Source organism: Streptomyces broussonetiae (assembly GCF_009796285.1).
Lineage (GTDB): Bacteria > Actinomycetota > Actinomycetes > Streptomycetales > Streptomycetaceae > Streptomyces > Streptomyces broussonetiae.
In genome coordinates this window covers 4,696,435-4,715,403 of the sequence record NZ_CP047020.1, presented here as the reverse complement: position 1 = coordinate 4,715,403, position 18,969 = coordinate 4,696,435, and the positions used below count along the sequence as shown (strand labels likewise).

At 73.1% G+C, this 18,969-nt stretch carries 11 protein-coding genes; 6 read left to right on the top strand and 5 right to left on the bottom strand.

Features of this window, described 5'->3' with window-relative positions; genetic code table 11:
• Nucleotides 1–30 precede the first annotated feature (30 nt).
• Both lhgO and GQF42_RS21795 read right to left on the bottom strand, forming a co-directional pair.
• A complete protein-coding gene (lhgO, locus tag GQF42_RS21800) occupies nt 31–1,251 on the bottom strand; it encodes an L-2-hydroxyglutarate oxidase (protein ID WP_158922419.1) in 1,221 nt (406 codons plus the stop codon).
• Between the two features lie 70 nt (nt 1,252–1,321).
• Nucleotides 1,322–2,749 carry an MFS transporter gene (locus GQF42_RS21795; protein WP_158922417.1) on the bottom strand — a complete coding sequence of 476 codons (1,428 nt, stop codon included), beginning with the start codon at nt 2,747–2,749 and terminating at the stop codon, nt 1,322–1,324.
• Nucleotides 2,750–3,472: 723 nt separating this feature from the next.
• On the opposite strand from GQF42_RS21795, the gene GQF42_RS21790 reads away from it, so the two are divergent.
• Nucleotides 3,473–5,548 (top strand): asparagine synthase-related protein, encoded by a 2,076-nt coding sequence (locus GQF42_RS21790; RefSeq protein WP_158922415.1) that lies wholly within the window; start codon nt 3,473–3,475, stop codon nt 5,546–5,548.
• A 175-nt stretch (nt 5,549–5,723) separates the two neighbouring features.
• The gene (locus GQF42_RS21785) at nt 5,724–9,047 is read left to right on the top strand and encodes a BTAD domain-containing putative transcriptional regulator (protein WP_199272751.1); all 3,324 of its coding nucleotides are present in this window, start codon (nt 5,724–5,726) and stop codon (nt 9,045–9,047) included.
• On the opposite strand, the gene GQF42_RS21780 is transcribed toward GQF42_RS21785, so the two are convergent.
• Entirely contained in the window at nt 9,034–10,878 is a 1,845-nt protein-coding gene (locus GQF42_RS21780; RefSeq protein WP_199272750.1) for a sigma-70 family RNA polymerase sigma factor, read from the bottom strand. The genes GQF42_RS21785 and GQF42_RS21780 overlap by 14 nt on opposite strands.
• 244 nt (nt 10,879–11,122) lie before the next feature.
• Complete coding sequence (locus GQF42_RS21775) at nt 11,123–11,917, bottom strand: TetR/AcrR family transcriptional regulator (protein WP_158922413.1); 795 nt, start codon at nt 11,915–11,917, stop codon at nt 11,123–11,125.
• Nucleotides 11,918–12,294: 377 nt separating this feature from the next.
• Here GQF42_RS21775 and GQF42_RS21770 point away from each other — a divergent pair, with 377 nt between their 5' ends.
• The 3 genes from GQF42_RS21770 (at nt 12,295) to GQF42_RS21760 (ending at nt 16,284) form a co-directional block, all read left to right on the top strand.
• Nucleotides 12,295–13,674 carry an NAD(P)/FAD-dependent oxidoreductase gene (locus GQF42_RS21770; protein WP_158922410.1) on the top strand — a complete coding sequence of 460 codons (1,380 nt, stop codon included), beginning with the start codon at nt 12,295–12,297 and terminating at the stop codon, nt 13,672–13,674.
• Between the two features lie 144 nt (nt 13,675–13,818).
• A complete protein-coding gene (locus GQF42_RS21765; protein WP_158922408.1) occupies nt 13,819–15,471 on the top strand; it encodes an ATP-binding SpoIIE family protein phosphatase in 1,653 nt (550 codons plus the stop codon).
• A 3-nt stretch (nt 15,472–15,474) separates the two neighbouring features.
• On the top strand, nt 15,475–16,284 hold the full coding sequence (locus GQF42_RS21760) for a class I SAM-dependent methyltransferase (protein WP_158922406.1): 810 nt from the start codon (nt 15,475–15,477) through the stop codon (nt 16,282–16,284).
• Between the two features lie 59 nt (nt 16,285–16,343).
• On the opposite strand, the gene GQF42_RS21755 is transcribed toward GQF42_RS21760, so the two are convergent.
• Nucleotides 16,344–17,621 (bottom strand): MFS transporter, encoded by a 1,278-nt coding sequence (locus tag GQF42_RS21755; RefSeq protein ID WP_158930410.1) that lies wholly within the window; start codon nt 17,619–17,621, stop codon nt 16,344–16,346.
• 137 nt (nt 17,622–17,758) lie between these two features.
• Here GQF42_RS21755 and GQF42_RS21750 point away from each other — a divergent pair, with 137 nt between their 5' ends.
• Nucleotides 17,759–18,307 (top strand): MarR family winged helix-turn-helix transcriptional regulator, encoded by a 549-nt coding sequence (locus tag GQF42_RS21750; protein WP_158922404.1) that lies wholly within the window; start codon nt 17,759–17,761, stop codon nt 18,305–18,307.
• Nucleotides 18,308–18,969: the final 662 nt, after the last annotated feature.

Genomic DNA, 18,969 nt, shown 5'->3' with positions numbered 1-18,969 from the left:
CCGATTTTACGGCGCCCCCGGACAGGGCCCTCAGCCGACCGAGCCGAGCAGCTCCAGCACCCGGCGCCCGACCTCTCTGCCGATCGGCAGCGAAGCCGTGGCCGCCGGGGACGGCGCGTTCAGCACGTGCACCGCCCTGCTGCCCTCGCGGATCAGGAAGTCGTCCACCAGCGTGCCGTCCCGCAGCACCGCCTGCGCCCGCACCCCGGCGGGGGCCGGCACGAGGTCCTCGGCCTCCACCGCGGGCAGCAGCCTGCGCACGGCCTGCAGGAACGCCCCCTTGGACACCGAGCGCCGCAGCTCGCCCGCCCCGTATCTCCAGTGCCGCCGGGCGATCGCCCACGACCCCGGCCACGCCATGGTCCCGGCCAGCTCGCCCGGCCGTACGACCCCCCAGCCGTACCCCTCCCGGGCCAGGGCCGGCACCGCGTTCGGGCCGATGTGCACGCCGCCGTCGATGCCCCGGGTCAGATGCACCCCGAGGAACGGGAACGCCGGATCCGGCACCGGATACACCAGCGCGCGCACCAGCTCGGGCCGGGCCAGCTCGTAGTACTCCCCACGGAACGGCACGATCCGCACCCCGGGCTCGTCCCCGGTCAGCCGGGCCACCTCGTCGCAGTACAGCCCGGCGCAGTTGACCAGCACGCGTGCCCGTACGACCTCCCCGCCCGAGGTCAGCACCGCGACGCCGCGCTCCGGGCGCCGGTCCACCCGGACGACCCGCGCCCCGTACCGGATCTCGGCCCCCGAGGCGTGGGCGAGCTGCCGGGCGACCGCCACGTAGTCGCACACGCCGGTCGTCCCCACGTGTATGGCGGCGAGCCCCTGGACCTCCGGCTCGTACTCGGTGATCTGTGCGGGGCCCAGCTCCCGGACCGGGATCCCGTTCTCCCGCCCGCGCTGCACGAGCGCGTGCAGCCGGGGCAGTTCCTCGCGCTCGGTGGCGACGATCAGCTTGCCGGTGACGGCGTGCGCGACGCCGTACTCGGCGCAGAACTTCACCATCTCGGCCGCGCCCCGCACCGCGTACCGCGCCTTGAGCGAGCCCGGGCGGTAGTAGATCCCGCTGTGGATCACCCCGCTGTTGCGCCCCGTCTGGTGCCGGGCCGGTCCCGGCTCCTTTTCCAGCACCGTGACGCGCGTACCCGGCGCGGCACGCGTGATCGCATACGCCGTCGACAGCCCGACGATCCCGCCGCCGACCACCAGCACATCACAGTCGTACGCACCGACCGGCACCTGCACCACCTCCCACCTCGATAGTGCACTGCGCCACTGACAATGCCTTCAAACGCGGCAGGTGCCTGGTGTTCACCACTCAGGCGGGAGCCATCATCAGCAGCGGCCTGGCCCTTTCCCTCAGCTCCACCACCCTCGGCTCGTCCCCGTACGGCTCGAGCCGGTGCAGCAGGTCCTTCACGTACTCGGTCGTCCGGGCCGACGAGATCCGCCCGGCCACCTCCACGGCCCGCACCCCCTGCTCGCACGCGGCGTCGAGATTCCCCGACTCCAGCTCGGCGACGGCCGAGACGACCAGCCGCAGCCCGTGCGACCGCACGAACTCCTCGGTCGGCTTCGACAGGGCCTGCTCGGTGAATCGCCGCACCTGCCGAGGAGCCTTCAGATCCCGGTAGCATTCGGCGGCATCGGCGGCAAAGCGGTCGTATCCATAGAAACCAAGCCAGGACGGATCGTTGTCGCCTTCCCTGGACCGCTCGAGCCACCCCTCCGCGGCCTTCAGCGCCGCACCCGCCGCCTGCGCGTCTCCTGCGCGCGCGTGGGCCCGCGCCTCGACCAGCCGGAAGAAGCTCATCGTGCGGGCGGTCGCCAGCCCCCGGTTGCGCTCCAGGGCCGCCTGTGCCAGGTCGACGCCCTCGTCACCGAAGCCGCGGTAGGTGGCCTGCAACGACATCGAGGCGAGGACGTACCCCCCGAGGGGGACGTCCGCCGCCGCGCGCGCGAGCCGCAGCGCCTGGATGTAGTACCGCTGCGCGGCTTCCTGCTGGCCGGTGTCGAAGGCCATCCAGCCGGCGAGCCGGGTGAGTTCGGCGGACGCCCCGAACAGCGCGCGGCCCACCTCGTCCGAGTAGGAGCCGAGCAGCAGTGGTGCCGCCTCCACCCGCAGGCACTCCGGCACCATCGACGAACGCCAGTCCCCGCCGCCGTACTTGGAGTCCCACCTGCGGGCGTCCTCGGCGGCCTCCCGCAGCTTCTGCACGTCGCTGTGGCCGACTTTGATCGGTGCGCCGGAGCCCTCGGCGGACCCCGTCTCACGCGCGACCGAGCTGTCGGCGGGGGTTATCAGCCATCGTGAGGCGGGCGTTGCGTATGCGCTCACTGCGAACGATCCGGCGAGCGACTGCCAGATGCCGCCGGCACCGGCCCGGCGTCCGGCGAAGTCGAGGCGGTACAGCTCCGTCGCCGACTTCACCGCCTGTCCTACGTCCCTGGGAAAGGCGAGGCCCACTTCGGGCGCGGGATCCGCGTCCGCCAGGCCGATCTCGTGGAGCGGCACCGGACGGCCGAGCTTCTGCCCGATGGCGGCGGCGATGAGGTGCGGTGCCGCGCCCTGCGGCACCATCCCCTTCGACACCCAGCGCGCCACCGAGGTCTTGTCGTAGCGAAGAGTCAACCCGCGTTGAGCGCCAAGGTCGTTGACGCGTCGCGCGAGCCCTGCGTTGCTGATTCCCGCGAGGGCGAGAACGGCGCCGAGCTTTTCGTTCGGCCCGCGTTGCTCCCTGGACATGCGCCACCCCTCGACACAGACGGCTGCCGCGATGGCATAACCACGCGGCATTCGTAAACCCAGCGTAGTTCGCCGCATCCCAAGCGTTAAGGGGCATTGTTCCGGATGGCGGGATTGTGGTCCGTACGGAAGTGCGGCCCTGTACGCACCGTGCACGGCCTGTCGCCGCGTGCCCCCGTGCGTGTGGCCGTGCGCCTGCCCGTGCGCTCTTCTCCGGCCACCGGGGGAGCGGTTCCATGGCTCTTGCGTGGGTCGGCCCGCTGTACTGGATCCAGTGGGCTGGGGGACACCGCCACCTTCATCCCCGCGGGTGGCGGACCGGTCCGGGAGGCGATGCCCGCCTCCCGGACTGTGCGCGTGTCCGCACTGTCGCGCGTTCCGCAGGCCTGTACGGAGCGTGCTCAATTCAAGTTTCGCTCAGCGTATTTGGCTGAAAATCGCCCCGGTTCGACGCGGTCGACAACCGCTCCCACCTTGCAACTTGAGGGCGTGAAGGGCGTCTTGGGGGAGCGTACGGGGGGCGCATTCGAGTCGCCCCTGCCGGGCTCCTGCCTCGGGCTTCTCTCGTAAGTTCCTTGTTCCGCCCTTGCGTCGTGCCGGCGCGGCCCTTGTACTTCCCTCGATCGAAGCCGGTGCCGCCGCCCCTCCCCGGCGCGTTCTTCATGGCAGCATGGGGACCGGTTCGTACGGTGCACTGGTTGTCCACAGCCTGTGGAGGCGTCGATGCGGTGGTTGGTGGGTTGGAGCAGCACCGCCCCGGGCGTCGCCGGGATCGGCTCCGCGGGCGCCACCGGATACGACGGCGAGACCGTGCACCCGGTCGGCTCCCAACTCCTGTGGGGCGACCCGGATCCGCTGTGGGCGGTCGGCGACTGGCGCCCGGACGAGGTGCGCGTGGTGAAGGCCGACGCGGACAACCGCATCGCCGTCCTCGGCATCTGCGGCGCCTCCGACGAAGAGCTGCGGCGCGCCCTGTTCACCGCGCGCGGGGGCGCACTGCGCCATCTGACCACCTGGCCGGGCAGCTACACCGCCGTCGTCAAGGTGGGCCGGCGCATCACCGTCTGCGGCGATCTCGCGGGCGCCCACCCGGTGTTCCACACCCCCTGGGCCGGCGGCACGGCCTACGCCACCGCCGCCCTGCCCCTCGCCGACCTCATCGAGGCCAACCTCGACTTCGGCCACCTGGCCGCCCTGCTCGCCGCCCCCGACGTACCGGCCGCGCTGCGCGACTCCACCCCGTACGAGGGTGTGCGGCGCATTCCGCCGGGGCACGCGCTCGTGCTGCGCGCCGGGACACGCGAGATCGCCGGGTACGAGCCGGTCGCCTCCCTCGCCGTGGCCGCGCCCACGGCCGACCCCGACCACGCCGTGGACGCCGTACGGGACGCGCTCGTGGAGGCGGTACGCGCGCGGTTGTCGGCACCGCGGCACGTGCCCGGCCTCGACCCCGGGCCGGTGCCCGGCATGGGCCCGGCCGAGCGGCGCGCCCGGCGCGGGATGCCCGTGCCCGGCATCGGCGCCGACCTCTCCGGCGGCCCGGCCTCCGCCACCCTCGCCCTGCTGGCCGCAGGGCTGCCCGGCCGGCCCGGCACGCTGCTCGGCCACGGCACGGGCGCCGGCGAGCGGCTCCTCGCCGTCACCTTCAACGACCTGGCCGTAGGCGGCCGCGAGGCCGAGGTCGAACGTGCGGGAGCGCTTGCCGCGAACCCCCGCCTGCACCACGTGGTGGTCACCGGAGGCGAGGAGACCCTGCCGTACGCCGACCTCGACGGTCCCCTCACCGACGAACCGGGACCCTCCCTGGTCACGGCCGCCCGGCACCGCGCCCGGCTCGCCTCCGGCAGTGCCGACCACTTCACCGGCCACGGCGCCCGCCAGGTCCTGGACGCCCACCCCGCCCGCCTCGCCGACCTCCTCATGGACCGCAAACGGCGCCATCTGGTCCGGCCGGTCGCCGCGCTCGCCAAGGCCGACGGCTCGGTGATGGTCCCCGCGCGCGTGTACGGCGCGGCCCGCCGCCTGGCCCGCACCCCCTACCGGGCCGGCCTGGAGGCGCTGGCCGAGCGGCTGATGCGGCGCCGTTTCGACGAGCCCAAGGGGGCGGTCGGCGCGTCCCTCGCCGCGCTGACCTGGGCCAGACCCGGGCCAGCCGCCCGCTGGCTGACAGGGGAGGCGCTGGCCGAAGTATCGGTTCTGCTGCAGGCGGAGGCGGACCGCTCCGGCACCGGCGCCCAGCGCCCCGGCGAGCACCGCGCGCGTGCCGCGCTCGCGCGATCCGCCGCCGACCTGCGCGTTCTGGAACAGGCCGCCGAGATCCGCTCCCAGCGCCTGCACGCGCCCTTCCTCGACAACCAGGTGGTCCGCGCCTGCCGCGCGCTGCCGGAGGCCCTGCGCGTCCAACCGGGCGCTCGGTCCGCGATTTTGCGAACGGTCCTGGAAGGCGCGGGCGTCACCGGCCTCCCGCCCGGCTGGGGAGCCCCCTCCCACGCCTCCTCGGCAGCGGCCACGCGCGCGGGCCTGCGCATGGCGGCCGACCCGCTGCTGGACCTCTTCGCCACCCCCCTCCTCGCCGACGCCGGCCTGGTGGAGGCCCAGGTCGTCCGCGAAGCCCTCCACTCGGCAGCGGCCGGCGACGCCCTCCCCCTGGACGGCCTGGCCGACCTGGTCTCCCTCGAACTCTGGCTCCACCGCCTCCTCGCCCGCCGCGGCACCTGCTGGACGGGAACACCGGCACGGGCGCGTGCGGTGCCCTCCGGGATCCAGCCGAGAAGGGGAGCCTTGGCATCCGGTGCGTGAGCGGGGACCACATGCGTGAGCCGAGCCGTATGCGTGAGCCCAGCTGAAGGGGACCGCCCCCGCCGTTCCCGGCTGCGGGCCCGTCGTGGCCGGTCGCGCGGTTCCCCGCGCCCCGGCGAACCGCGGAGGACGAAACCCCCGTGCCCCGACCCCGCACCCCGGCGACAATGACCGGATGCGGTACAGAATCCTGGGCGTGGCCCAAGCGGCGGACGACCAGGGCACCCCCGTAGCCATCGGCGGCCCCCGCCTGCGCACGCTGCTCACCGCCCTCGCCCTGCGCCCCGCCCGCACGGCCACCCCCGAAACCCTGATCGACGAGGTATGGGCGGACGACCCGCCCCAGGACGCCCCCGCCGCCCTCCAGGCCCTCGTCGGCCGCCTGCGCCGTACCCTCGGCCGCCACACCATCGCCTCCACCCCCGGCGGCTACCGCCTCGAAGCGACCGAGGACGACATCGACCTGTACGTCTTCGAGCGGCTCACCCACACCGGTACCGCGGCCCTGGCCGCGGGCGACCCGGCCACCGCCCACCGCGCCCTCACCGAGGCCCTCGCCCTCTGGCGCGGTCCCGCCCTCGCCGACCTCCCCGACCGCACCGCGGCCACCCGTCCGCAGGCCCTGCGCCTGGCGGCGACCCGCGCCCGGGCTGCCGCCGCCCTCGACCTCGGCCGCGCCCCCGAGGTCGTACCGGAGCTGACGGAACTCACCACGGCCCACCCGCTGGACGAGCCGCTGCACGCCCTCCTCATCCGCGCCCTGCGCGACACGGGCCGCCCCGCCGACGCCCTCGCCGCGTACGAGTCCGCCCGACGCGCCCTCGCCGAGACCCTCGGCACCGACCCGGGCCCCGAACTCCGATCCCTGCACGCGTCGTTGCTCGACGGGCGCGAGCCGGAGCCGCCGACACCGCCCGCGCCCCACGCCCAACCCCCCGAGCGCACCGGCAATCTCCGCCCCCGCCTGACGTCCTTCGTCGGGCGGGAACCAGAACTCGAGGCCATTCGTTCCGACTTGCACAGGGACCGCCTGGTCACCCTCACCGGACCGGGCGGCTCGGGAAAGACCCGTCTCGCCGAGGAGGCCGCCGCAGGGCTCCCGCAGGCATGGCTGGTCGAGCTGGCCCCGCTCGACCACCCGGAGGCGGTGCCCGGCGCGGTGGTCAGTGCGCTCGGTCTGCGCGAGACCGTGCTGCTCACCAACGAGCCGGCGACCCAGCAGGACGACCCCGTCGCCCAGCTGATCGAGCACTGCGCCCAGCGCAGGCAGCTCCTGATCCTTGACAACTGCGAGCATGTCATCGGCGCGGTCGCCGCCCTCGCCGAGACCCTCCTCACCCACTGCCCCGGGCTCACGATCCTCGCGACCAGCCGTGAACCCCTGGGTGTCCCCGGTGAGTCGGTGCGCCCGGTCGAGCCCCTCGTCCCGGAGCAGGCGCACCGCCTCTTCGCCGAGCGCGCGAAGGCCGTCCGTCCCGACGCCGGCGCGGTGCCCGCCGACACCGAGGCCGTGGCGGAGATCTGCCGCCGCCTGGACGGGCTGCCGCTCGCCATCGAGCTGGCCGCGGCCCGGCTCAGGCTGCTGACCCCGCGGCAGATCGCCGACCGGCTCGACGACCGCTTCCGCCTGCTCACCTCCGGAAGCCGTACGGTCCTGCCCCGCCAGCAGACCCTGCGCGCGGTCGTCGACTGGTCCTGGGACCTGCTCGACGAGCGCGAGCGCACGGTGCTGCGCGAGGTCTCGGTGTTCGCCGGCGGCTGGGACCTCGCGGCGGCCGAGGCCGTGTGCACCGGCCCGGCCGCCGACCTGATCGGTGCCCTCGTGGACAAGTCCCTCGTCGTGGCCGCTCCCACCGGCCCCGACGGCTGCGGTGGCATGCGGTACCGCATGCTGGAGACCATCCACGAGTACGCCACGGAGCGTGCCGCCGAGGCCCCCGGAGTGCGCGCCGCCGCCGAGCACCGGCACCGCGCGTGGGTGCGCGCGCTGGTCGAGGAGGCGGACCCGCTGCTGCGCTCGGCGGCCCAACTGCCCTGGATCGCCCGCCTGGAGAGCGAGCTGGACAACATCCGGGCGGCGCTGGACCGCGCGGTGCGCGCCGGCGACGAGGCGGAGGCGGGCGCGGTCACCCTCGCCATGGGCTGGTTCTGGTGGCTGCGCAACCACCGCCAGGAGGCCGTCGCCCGGGTCCACCTGGTGCTCCGCCTGGGCGTGGCCCTGGACACCCTGACGGCGACCGGCATGTCGGACACCCTGCGCACCGGTGGCGGTCTGGCGGCGCTGGTCGAGGTGGCCGATCCGGTCGGCGCCCTCCTCGCCGCGCCCGACGGCGAGGCCGGGCATCCGCTGCGGGAGCTGCGGATGGACCTGCGGATGCTCCACCTGTTCCTGACCTCGGAGTCGAGCACGGACCACCTCGTCGCCGACTCGCGCGCCCCGCAGTACGTCGCGCGCGTGCGGGCCGCCTACGAGCCCGGCGGCCCCCGGGCGGCCCGGTTCCCCGGCATCGTCTGGCCGCTCACCGCCTACTACCTGGGCGGTCCGGCGGACCTCGGCCCGGACCTGGCCGCCGCCGTCGCCAGTTGCCGTGCGTACGGCGGGGACTGGGAGGTCGGCGTCGCCCTGATGTACCGCACCCACGTGACCGTCGACTCCCCGGGCAACCTGCGGGGTGTGGACGAGGACCTGGCCGAGCTGCGCACGCTCACCCGACGGGTCGGGGACCGCTGGATGGGGGCGCAGGTGTGCAGCGCGGCGGGCGAGGCGGCCATGGCGCGTGGCCGGTTCGAGGAGGCCCGCGGTGAGTACGAGGAAGCGCTGCGCCTCGCCCACGAGGTGGGTGCCCACGCCGAGTCGCCGTTCCTGGTGGCGCGGATCGCCGAGATCGCCTACCGCACCGGCGACCCGACGACCGCGCTGGCCCTTCTGAACGAGGCGGGAGCGGCCGCCGATCGCTACGCGGTACGGGAGCCGAAGGCCTTCGTGCTGCTGATGCGCGCCCAGATCGCCCTGCGCGAGCGGGAGACGGCCCACGCCCGCGAGCTGTACGAGGCAAGCCGTGCGATGGCGCGCGGCAGCGCCCCGCCACCGCAGTTCGGAGCGTGGCTGCGCATGGTCGAGGCGCTCGTCGTCGCCGACGAGTCGGGACCGTTGCACGGGCTGCCCCTCCTCGCCGAGGCGCTGCGCGAGGCCGTGGCACAGCGGTGCGCCGAAGCGATCACGGCGGGTGTGGTGGACACCGCGGCCGGTCTGCTGGCCCGGCACGGAGACCTGCCGCGCGCGCTGCGGCTGTACGCCGCCGCGGACCACTGGCGCGCCGGCGCACCACGCCCCGAGCCGGAGCGCACCGACGCCGCCCGCGTGCACGCCGGCGCCCGCGCGGCCCTGCCGGCCGACCGTTACGCGGCCGAACGCACCCGGGGTGCGTCGTTCGGCGTGGCCGAGGTGCTGCACGAACTGGACGGCGTGACGGCAGCGCAGTCGGCTATCGGCAGGTGAACCGGGACTCCGCCCAGTCCGCGAGCGCCGCCCGGTCGAAGGTGTCGCTGTGCGGCGTCACGACGAGCCGTACGGTCCTGCGCCCGGTGAGGTTCACATGGACGGGGACGGCCCGGTCGCGTCCGTTGACCGTCCCGGACTGCCACAGCCGTACCCCGTCGGCGTAGACGGAGAACGCCACCTTGCCGAGTCCGAGCGTCATGTCGTCCACACCGGCCAGTGCGTCGTACGCGCTGCAGGGCCGGTTGAGGGCGATGGTGACGGAGGACTCGCCGCGCACGGTCACCCCGTGCGCGTACTGCGTGCCGCCGATCGACAGGCCGTAGCGCTGCCACACCCAGCTGCTCTCGCCGAGCTGGATCTCGGGCCGGGTGCCGTCGCCGTTGACGTCGTAGCGCAGCTCGCTCAACTGATAGACGGTGGGCGGCGGCGTGGGCGTCGGGGTCGGTGTGGGCGTCGGCGTGGGAGTCGGCGTCGGTGTGGGCCGGGGCGCAGGCCTGGGCGTGGGCTTCGGCGCGGAGACGGGCAGCACCACCGGCGGGGAGGGCTTCGGCTTCGCGGGAGCCGACGGCGGCGCCGGTTTTGGCTTCGGCTTCGGTTTTGGCTTCGGCGCCGGAGGCTGCGCGAGGGGCGCGGACGGCGACGGCTTGGCGATCTCCTTCGTCGGCGGGTGGCTGTCGTTGACCAGAGCCAGCGCCACCGCGGCGGCGGCCACCACGACGACACCGGCCGCGATCCCCGCCTTCACCGGGGCGCCGAGTCCCTCCGACGCAGCGGCCCCGCCCGCGCCGCCGCCCGCCCCGCCGGACGACCCGGTGGCCGCAGCCGCGGCCCCGGCCCCGGCGCCCCCGGCGATGATGCCGAGCGCCTTGGCGTACCCGGCGGCGCCGAACCAGCCGATGACCGCGACCGGGACGACACCGGGGATGCCGCTCGCGACCTCCTCGATCTGCGCGGCGGCCAGCCGGCACCTGGCGCACTCCTCCAGGTGCTTGCGCAGGCCCCGTTCGGCGCGGATGCGCAGCTTGCGGCGGGCGTAGCTGCCGAGCTGGTCGGCGTAGCGGGCGCACTCCTCGTCACCGGCGAGGGACGCGCTGACGTGGGCCTGGAGATAGGCCTGCTTCAGTCCCTCGCGCGCGCGGCTGGCGAGCACCCGGGTGCCGTTGGCGTCCAGCCCGAAGAGCACGGCCACGTCGCTCGGGGACTCGTCCTCCACCTCGGTGTGCCACAGCACGGCCTGCCAGCGCTCGGGCAGCGAGCGGAAGGCCTGCATGGCCATGGACTGCTCGGCCTCCTGCATGGCGCGCACGTCGGCGCCCAGGTCCACAGTGTCGTCGTCGGGCACCTCGGACGAGCGGGAGGTCTGCTGGGCGAAGACCGCGAAGTCGTCGACGAGCTGCTCGCGCCGGGCGGACTTGAGCCAGTGCGCGGCGACGCGTCGTACGGAGGTGAGCAGATAGGCCCGTACGGCGTACTCGGGCCCGGAGCCGCCGCGCACGGCCTGCAGCATCCGGGCGAACACCTCGGCCGTGAGGTCGTCGGCGGTGTGCCCGTCCCGGCAGCAGGTCCGTGCGTAGCGCCGTACGGCGTCGGCGTGCCGGCGGTACAGCTCTTCGTACGCGGAGTCGTCGCCGCCGCGCATCCGCTCGATCAGCTCGGCGTCGGCGGGCGGTGTCTCCCGGGGCGGCGGCAGCGCGCTGCCCTCACGCTGGGCCGGCACGCTCCCGGCGGGAACGCGCCTGCCCTGGCTCGGTACCTGGGGCGGGGTCACCCCGGCGGCCTCCGGGTCCCCGTCGTCACCGTGTGACTCGTCCCACCCGTCAGTGCTCATTGCGGAAAGCCCCCGACACCGGCACAGCCCAATCCGTCACCGGCACAGAGTGCCACATTGTCTTTTGTTCAACGCCCCCTCGTTCACCGCATCCACCCATCCGAGGGTCCTTGTCAAAGCGCCCCTCTCGACCATCACCCGGACGAGCGACCCGGGCGGCCAACGAGAACCACCCGTACCGCCCGTGAAGCGTCACGGACGATACGGGTGGGCTGGACGCATCCGCCGGCGGCGGACTGCGGACTCACGCAGGCCGGGACCTGAGCCCCTCCAGCAGGATGTCCAGCAGCCGAGCCGACGCGGCCGCCTGCTGCGCGGCATCCGGCAGAGACGGCGCCGCCGTGGCGATCACCAGCAGCACATCCCCCACGGACACGTCCGCCCGCAGTTCACCGGCCGTCCGGGCCCGCTCGACCAACTGCCCGACCACGTCGAGCAGCGTGCCGACCCCGGAGTCCGCGGACCCGGCCGACTCCCCGGGGACCAGCCGGAGTTCACCGGCCCCCGGCTGCAGCCGCTGCTGCGGCACCCGAGGCTCCTCGGCGGCCGAGGCCACGCCCGGGCCGCCCGAGCCGAGCGAACCGGCTGAACCGGCGGCGCCGTTGGAGCCGACGCGCAGCACCTGCGGCGGCAGCAGTCGCCCCGCCCCGGACGCCACGGACGTCCGCAGGAAGCGGGACAGCGCCGACCACGGCTCGTCCTCCTGCCCGAGCGCGGTGCGCGCCTGCTCGGTCAGACGCGCGGTCTCCTCCTCGGCTATCCGCCGGACCAGCACGTCCTTGCTGGGAAAGCGCCGGTACACCGTGCCGACACCGACCCGCGCCCGGCGTGCCACGTCCTCCATCGGCGCGCCGTACCCCAGCTCGCCGAACACCTCACGCGCCGCACGCAGCACGTGTTCCAGATTGCGCTGTGCGTCCACGCGCAGCGGTGTCGTACGCGCCCCGTCCGCGCGTCCGTTGCCCACCGCCGCGCTCACTGCCCCGCCGCCCGGTGCCATGGCGGCTGCGGATGACCAATGCGTGTCCTGAACATGCATGTTTTTCCCCCGGTTATGACGTCTCCCCCCGGAGACTCCACGCCACTGAATCCGGAGTGCGCGGAACTCACACCGATCTCGACCGGGTCCGCCCGTGGCGAGCCCCGTTCGATCACATTCCCTACACCCCGTCGACACACGAACATAGTTGAGCGGGAGTCAATTCAGAAGGGGCAGGTTCCGCTCAGCGCGCCCCTCGATCAGAGTACGACTCATATACGCCCTGATTCCCCACCTTTGCACCCCATGGCCCGCACCCGCTGACCTGCCCCCTTTCGTCCGCCCCGGCGACCACGCCCAGCCTGCCGCACACCCGGCCGCCAGTCACACAAATTGCCGGGGCTGTGGACAAACAACAGCGCCGGGTGCGTCATGGGATGGTGAAGGAACGTGCGCGCATTCTGGTTGTCGGCGGCGGCTACGTCGGGATGTACACGGCGCTGCGTCTGCAGCGGAAGCTCAAGGGCGAGCTGAGGCGGGGTGACGTCGAGATCACGGTCGTCACGCCCGAGCCCTACATGACGTATCAGCCGTTCCTTCCCGAGGCGGCGGCCGGTTCGATCTCCCCCCGCCATGTCGTCGTACCACTGCGCCGGGTCCTGGACCAGTGCCACGTCGTCATCGGCGAGGTCACCTCCATCGACCACGAGGTGCGCACCGCCGCGGTCGCCACGCTCGCCACCAGCGAGGAGGGCAGGACGGCCGACCTCCTCGGCTACGACGAACTCGTCCTCGCCCCCGGCGCGGTCGCCCGCACCCTGCCCATCCCCGGCCTCGCCGAGCACGGCATCGGTTTCAAGACCGTCGAAGAGGCCATCGGCCTGCGCAACCACGTCATCGAGCAGATGGACATCGCCTCCTCCACCCGTGACCCCGCGATCCGCGACGCCGCCCTGACCTTCGTCTTCGTCGGCGGCGGCTACGCGGGCGTCGAGGCGCTCGCCGAACTGGAGGACATGGCCCGCTACGCCGCGCGCTACTACCACAACGTCCGCCCCGAGGACATGAAATGGATCCTCGTGGAGGCCTCCGACCGGATCCTGCCCGAGGTCGGCCCGGAGCTGGGCCGCTACACCGTCACCCAGCTGCGCCGCCGCAACATCCAGGTCCTGCTCGAAACCCGCCTGGACTCCTGCGCCGACCGAGTCGCCGTCCTCAGCGACGGCCAGCGCTTCCCGACCCGTACGGTCGTGTGGACCGCCGGCGTCAAACCCCACCCGGTCCTCGCCGCCACCGACCTGCCGCTCACCGAGCACGGCCGGCTGAAATGCACCGCCCAGCTGGCCGTCGACGGCACCGAACACGCCTGGGGAGCCGGCGACGCCGCGTCCGTACCCGACATCACCGCCGCCGAACCCGGCACCGAGACCGCCCCCAACGCCCAGCACGCCGTCCGCCAGGCCAAGACCCTCGGCGACAACATCGCCCACGCGCTGCGCGGCGAGCCCCTTCAGACGTACGCGCACAAGTACGCGGGCTCGGTCGCCTCCCTCGGCTTCCACCAGGGCGTCGCCCAGGTCTACGGGCGCAGGCTGAAGGGCTACCCTGCCTGGTTCATGCACCGCGTCTACCACCTCAGCAGGGTGCCCACCGTCAACCGGAAGGCCCGGGTCCTGGCCGAATGGACCCTCGCCGGGCTCTTCAAACGGGAGATCGTCTCGCTCGGTTCACTCGAACATCCGCGAGCGGAGTTCGAACTCGCGGCCGGTGGAAAGTCTCCTCACAGCCCCTCGGACGACCCGAAGGGGTCGTCCTGAGCGGACACAGGAACTCCACGGACCGCTCCGGCGTCTGACGGATGTCGCCGCGGCCCGCCCCCAGCAAGACCCTGCCAGACTGCCCCACGTCCTCGGCCGGGCCACCACCCGCCCGCCCACAGCACCCACGAGGCTTTTCCCACAGTGAACTTCACGCGCTGGAGCGCCCGGCTCCCCGGAACGCAGCGCCGCGCCGCCGCGCGGAGCGAGACCCCGGTCCCTGCGGACCGGCGGGGAGAAGGCTCCGTGCCCGCGGCCCGCGCCGAACCGCCGGCCGACGGCACACCCCCGGTGGCCGCCGTCGACGAGCTGCCCGCGCGCGACGTCCTCGACCGCGTCCCGGCCCTGGTCGCGCTCGTGCACGGCCCGGACCACCGCATCGCCTACGTCAACGACGCCTATACGACGGCCTTCGGGACCCGCCCCACCGGCGCGCCCGCCCGCGAGTCGCTGCCCGAACTCGCCGAGCTGGGCCTGCTCCCGCTCCTCGACCAGGTGCTGCGCAGCAAAAAACCCCGCACCCTCAAGTCCCGCAGGGCCGTCGACGGCCGCTCGTACACCTTCACCTGCACGCCCGTCGCCGAGGACGGCGACCGCGACGGCGGTGTGCTGGTCTTCGCCACCGACGTCACCGACCACGCCGAGGCCGCCGAACGCCTGCGCGCCAGCGAACGCCGCCAGCGCGAGACCGCCGTCACCCTCCAGCGCTCCCTGCTCCCGCAGGAGCTGGAACAACCCGACGACCTGCGCATCGCCGCCACCTACCAGCCCGGCGGCACCGAGGCCGCGGTCGGCGGCGACTGGTACGACGTCATCACGCTGGGCGGCGGCCGTACGGCCCTGGTGATCGGCGACGTCATGGGCCGGGGCGTCCGGGCGGCCGCGGTGATGGGCCAGCTGCGCACCGCTGTGCGCGCCTACGCCCGCCTGGACCTGCCCCCGCACGAGGTCCTGCAGCTGCTGGACGGCCTGGCCACCGAGATCGACGCCAACCAGATCGCCACCTGCGTCTACGCCGTACACGACCCCAACGAGGGCCGCCTGGTCTACGCCTCCGCCGGCCACCTGCCGATCCTGGTCCGCGACGAGAACGGCACGGTCTCCCGCGCCGACGAACCCACCGGCCCGCCGCTCGGCACCGGCGGCTGGATGCACACGTCGGGTTCGATCGCGCTGAGCCCGGGGTCGACGGCCGTCCTCTACACGGACGGCCTGGTCGAGCGCCGCGACGAGGACCTGGACGAGGGAATCGCATCGCTCGAACGTGCCCTCGCGGGCGCCACGGGCACCCCCCAGGTGATCTGCGACCGCCTGGTCCGCTCCGCCGGCGTCACCGCGGACCACGACGACGACGTGGCCGTCCTCGTCCTCCAGCACCCGGCCCGTACCGGCCCCGACGGTGACCTCTTCCGCAACGCGGCCCTGGAACTCCTCGGAGGCGTGGAGGCCGCCCCACGCGCGCGTGCCTTCGCCTCCGGCGTCCTCACCAGCTGGCGCTTCCCCACCGAACTGCACGACCTCGGCGTCCTCGCCACCAGCGAACTGGTCGCCAACTCCCTCCAGCACGGCACCCCGCCCATGCGCCTCAGGCTCCGCCGCACCGACCGCCGCCTCATCGTCGAGGTCACCGACGGCGACGACCACCTGCCCCGGCGCCGCCGCGCCGAACCGGCGGACGAGTCCGGGCGTGGCATCGCCATCGTGGCGACGATCGCCTCGAACTGGGGCTCGCGCCGCACCCCGGGCGGCGGCAAGGCGGTCTGGTGCGAGTTCGTCCTCCCCAAGGGGAGGCACTGATCCATGGCGGACACCCACGTCCACGTCAGCAGCGAAGGCCCCGAGCGCTACGACGCCTACAGCGCGCCGGTCATGCGCCCGTTCGTGGCCGAGCTGCTGGACGCCGTCGACCCGGGCCCCGGATCCGCCGTCCTCGACCTCGCCTGCGGCACGGGCTACGCCGCCCACGCGGCGGCCGCCCTGGTGGGGCCCGCCGGCCGGGTGTGCGGCGCGGATCTCGACGAGGGCATGATCCGCGTCGCCCGCGCCGGCCACCCCCGCCTCTACCCCGACATCGACTTCACGGTGGCGCCCGCCGACCACCTCCCCTACGACACGGCCGCCTTCGACGCCGTCGTCTGCCAGCAGGGCGCCCAGTTCTTCCCCGACCTCGCCTCCGCCCTCACCGAGGCGGCCCGCGTCACCCGCCCCGGCGGCCGCTTCGCCGCAACCGTCTGGGCCTCCCTGGACCGCCAGCCCTACTTCCTCGCCCAGCAAAGGGCCCTCGAGGAATACGGCGGGCCCGACGCGCCGGGCCACTTCGCCCGGGCGTTCTCGCGCACCGCCGAGCAGCTCACCGCAGCCCTGTGCGCGGCCGGCTTCCACGCCCCGGCCCACCGCGAGGTGACCTTCGGCATCACCCTGCCCCCGCTGGACGCCTACGCCCCCGGCCACCTCGCCGCTCTCTGGGGCGGCCTGATCACACAGTCCAGCGGCGAGGAAGCCCTCACCCGAGCCGGCCGGCTCGTCCTCGAGCAACTCGCGCACCGCACCGCACCGGACGGCACGGCGACCCTCCCCTTCACGGCGATTCTGGTGACAGCGACCCGCTGACCCCGTACACGACAACGGCCGTCACCCGAAGGTGACGGCCGTCGTGGACCGCCGAGGCGCTACGCCTGCGCAACCACCGGCTCCGCCGGCGCCTCGCCGCGCGTGACCACCCGGCTGCCGCGCGCCTGCCACGGCCGGTCCTGCACGGCGGTGAGCCGCCGCCCGAGCCGCAGCGCCAGCACGGTGATCCCCAGCGAGAACAGCAGGAACGTCACGATGTACGGCGCGTGCAGCGAGGCTCCCATGGGCCCGCCGACCGCGGGACCGACGGCCAGCGCCAACTGCTTGACCAGCGCGAACGCGGAGTTGTACTGCCCGGCCATGCCGTCGGGCGCCAGATCGGCGACCAGCGGCGCGACGGTCGGCGACAGCATCGCCTCACCCAGTCCGAACAGCGCGTACGTCGACACGAACGCGGCCGTGGCCATCTCCTGGCTGCCGTGCCCCAGCCCCGCGTACCCGGCCTCGACCCAGGCCACGGCCCAGATGAGACCCACCGCGGCGATCACCCGAGACCGCCGGCGCCGTTCCACGAACTTGAGCACGGCGAACTGGGCGACCACGATCATCAGCGTGTTCGCGGCCAGAGCGGTGCCCAGCGCGGAGGTGGAGATCCCGGCCGCCTCGACGCCGTAGGCACTCAGTCCCGACTCGAACTGGCCGTAGCAGGCGAAGAACAGCACGAAGCCCAGCACACACAGCTGCACCATCGCCCGGTTCCCGAGCAGCTGCTTCCAGCTGCCCTTCGCCGCCTGCGCGGGCGCGTCCGTCGGCCGCGGCGCACGCGGCATCCGCACCGTCGCCATCACCACGACCAGCAGCAGGAACATCGCCGCCTCGATCGCGAACAGCAGCGTGAACGAGGACACGCGCGTGGTGTCGACGAGATGACCGCCGATGAGGCCACCGACACCGAGCCCCAGGTTCTGCAGGAAGAACTGCATCGCGAACGCCCGCGAGCGGGTGTCCGTCGTCGAGCAGTCCACGATCATCGTCGCCAGCGCGGGCTGCATCACGGCCTGCCCGGCCCCGAGTGCCGCAGCGGCGCCCAGTACGGCGGCGGCGTCGGCCGCCAGTCCGAGGCTCAGCGCACCCAGGGCGGCGGTCACCAGGGCGGCGAGCAGGACCGGCAGCGGGCCGCGCCGCACGATCGCCCGGCCGGCGAACGGCAGCACGATCAGCGCGGCCACGGCGAAGACGGCGAGGACGAGCCCCGCCGTCAGCGACCCCAGGCCCCGCACCTGCGCCACATAGACGTACAGGTAGGGGACCGTGAAGCCGAGCCCGAACGCGCTGAGTGCATTGCCCACGTGGATCCGGCGCATCGCTGCGCCCATCGCCCTGGTCACGTTCACCTCTCTCATGACTGAGATCTGAAGAAGTTAGATCTGAAGACTTCAAAGCTAAAGTTCGAAGCTAAAGAGTACACAGTGAAGGACTTCAAAGCAAAGGAGCTGCGTGCGATACTGCGGCCATGGCCGACACCCCCGGCGTCACGGAGCCGACCCTCGAAGAACAGATCGCCGCCTACCAGCGCGAGTTCCAGGACCTCGACCCCCAGGTCGAGAAGATCGTCTCGGCGCTGTCCCGGCTCAACCGCCGTATGAACGTCGCCTACGGCCGCCAGACCGGTGCCCTCGGCATCAGCAACGCCGAGTGGGAGGTCCTCAAGGCCCTCGTCCTCTCCGGCGCCCCGTACCGCATGGGCCCCAGCGACCTCGCCAAGCGCCTCGGCCTCACGCCGGCCGCCATGACCCACCGCATCGACCGCATGGTCACCGAGGGCCTGGTCACCCGGGAGCGTGACGAGTCCAACCGCGTTCGGGTGATCGTGGAGCTGACGCCCGAGGGCCGCGAGAAGTGGCTGGAGGCGATGCGCCTGGCGACCGTCTTCGAGGAGGACCTGCTCCAGGACCTCACCCCTGCGGAGCGCGCGGTGCTGGGAGAGGTCCTCACCCGCCTCCTGCGAAGGGTGGAGCACGCCCAGCCGGACGCCGGCGGCCGCCTCACTGACCTGGACTGACGCGCTCCCGCGGGGGCGCCAGAAAAAAATCTTGACAGGGAGGGTTGACTCCACCCTGCTGGATCCGTAAAGTTCTCCGGGTTGCCGCAGCGCCGTAACGGTTCTCCGGTAGCACCTCAGCCGCTTCGAGCGGCACCTCTCAAGCCATTAGTACGATCTCCCATCCGGGTGGATTTCGGCGTGCCCGAATTCCATTCGAATGGAGCCCGGCGCCCCGATTGGGAATCGCCGAGCGGATCCGCTAAGGTTTGAGACGTCGGAACGGCCCAACGGCCGGGAGGACAAACCCCGCTGACTGGGGGTCAGACGCCGAAAGGATCTGATAGAGTCGGAACCGCCGGAAAGGGAAACGCCAAGCGAAAGCGAGGCGGGAACCTGGAAAGCACCGAGGAAATCGGATCGAGAAAAGATCTGATAGAGTCGGAAACACCGAAGGGAAGCCCGGAGGAAAGCCCGAGAGGGTGAGTACAAAGGAAGCGACCGTTCCTTGAGAACTCAACAGCGTGCCAAAAGTCAACGCCAGATATGTTGATACCCCGTCTGTCGGAACATTCCGATGGTCGAGGTTCCTTTGAAAAAACACAGCGAGGACGCTGTGAACCATCGGATTATTCCTCCGGTGGTTCCGCTCTCGTGGTGTTGCACCGGCTGAATTAATTTTC

Bases quoted from the DNA above. Each gene is read 5' to 3' on its own strand.
- GQF42_RS21760 (WP_158922406.1), top strand. From the start codon at position 15,475: ATGGCGGACACCCACGTCCACGTCAGCAGCGAAGGCCCCGAGCGCTAC.
- GQF42_RS21785 (WP_199272751.1), top strand. From the start codon at position 5,724: ATGCGGTACAGAATCCTGGGCGTGGCCCAAGCGGCGGACGACCAGGGC.
- GQF42_RS21795 (WP_158922417.1), bottom strand. From the start codon at position 2,749: ATGTCCAGGGAGCAACGCGGGCCGAACGAAAAGCTCGGCGCCGTTCTC.
- GQF42_RS21750 (WP_158922404.1), top strand. From the start codon at position 17,759: ATGGCCGACACCCCCGGCGTCACGGAGCCGACCCTCGAAGAACAGATC.
- GQF42_RS21775 (WP_158922413.1), bottom strand. From the start codon at position 11,917: ATGCATGTTCAGGACACGCATTGGTCATCCGCAGCCGCCATGGCACCG.
- GQF42_RS21790 (WP_158922415.1), top strand. From the start codon at position 3,473: ATGCGGTGGTTGGTGGGTTGGAGCAGCACCGCCCCGGGCGTCGCCGGG.
- GQF42_RS21755 (WP_158930410.1), bottom strand. From the start codon at position 17,621: ATGGGCGCAGCGATGCGCCGGATCCACGTGGGCAATGCACTCAGCGCG.
- GQF42_RS21780 (WP_199272750.1), bottom strand. From the start codon at position 10,878: ATGAGCACTGACGGGTGGGACGAGTCACACGGTGACGACGGGGACCCG.
- GQF42_RS21770 (WP_158922410.1), top strand. From the start codon at position 12,295: ATGGTGAAGGAACGTGCGCGCATTCTGGTTGTCGGCGGCGGCTACGTC.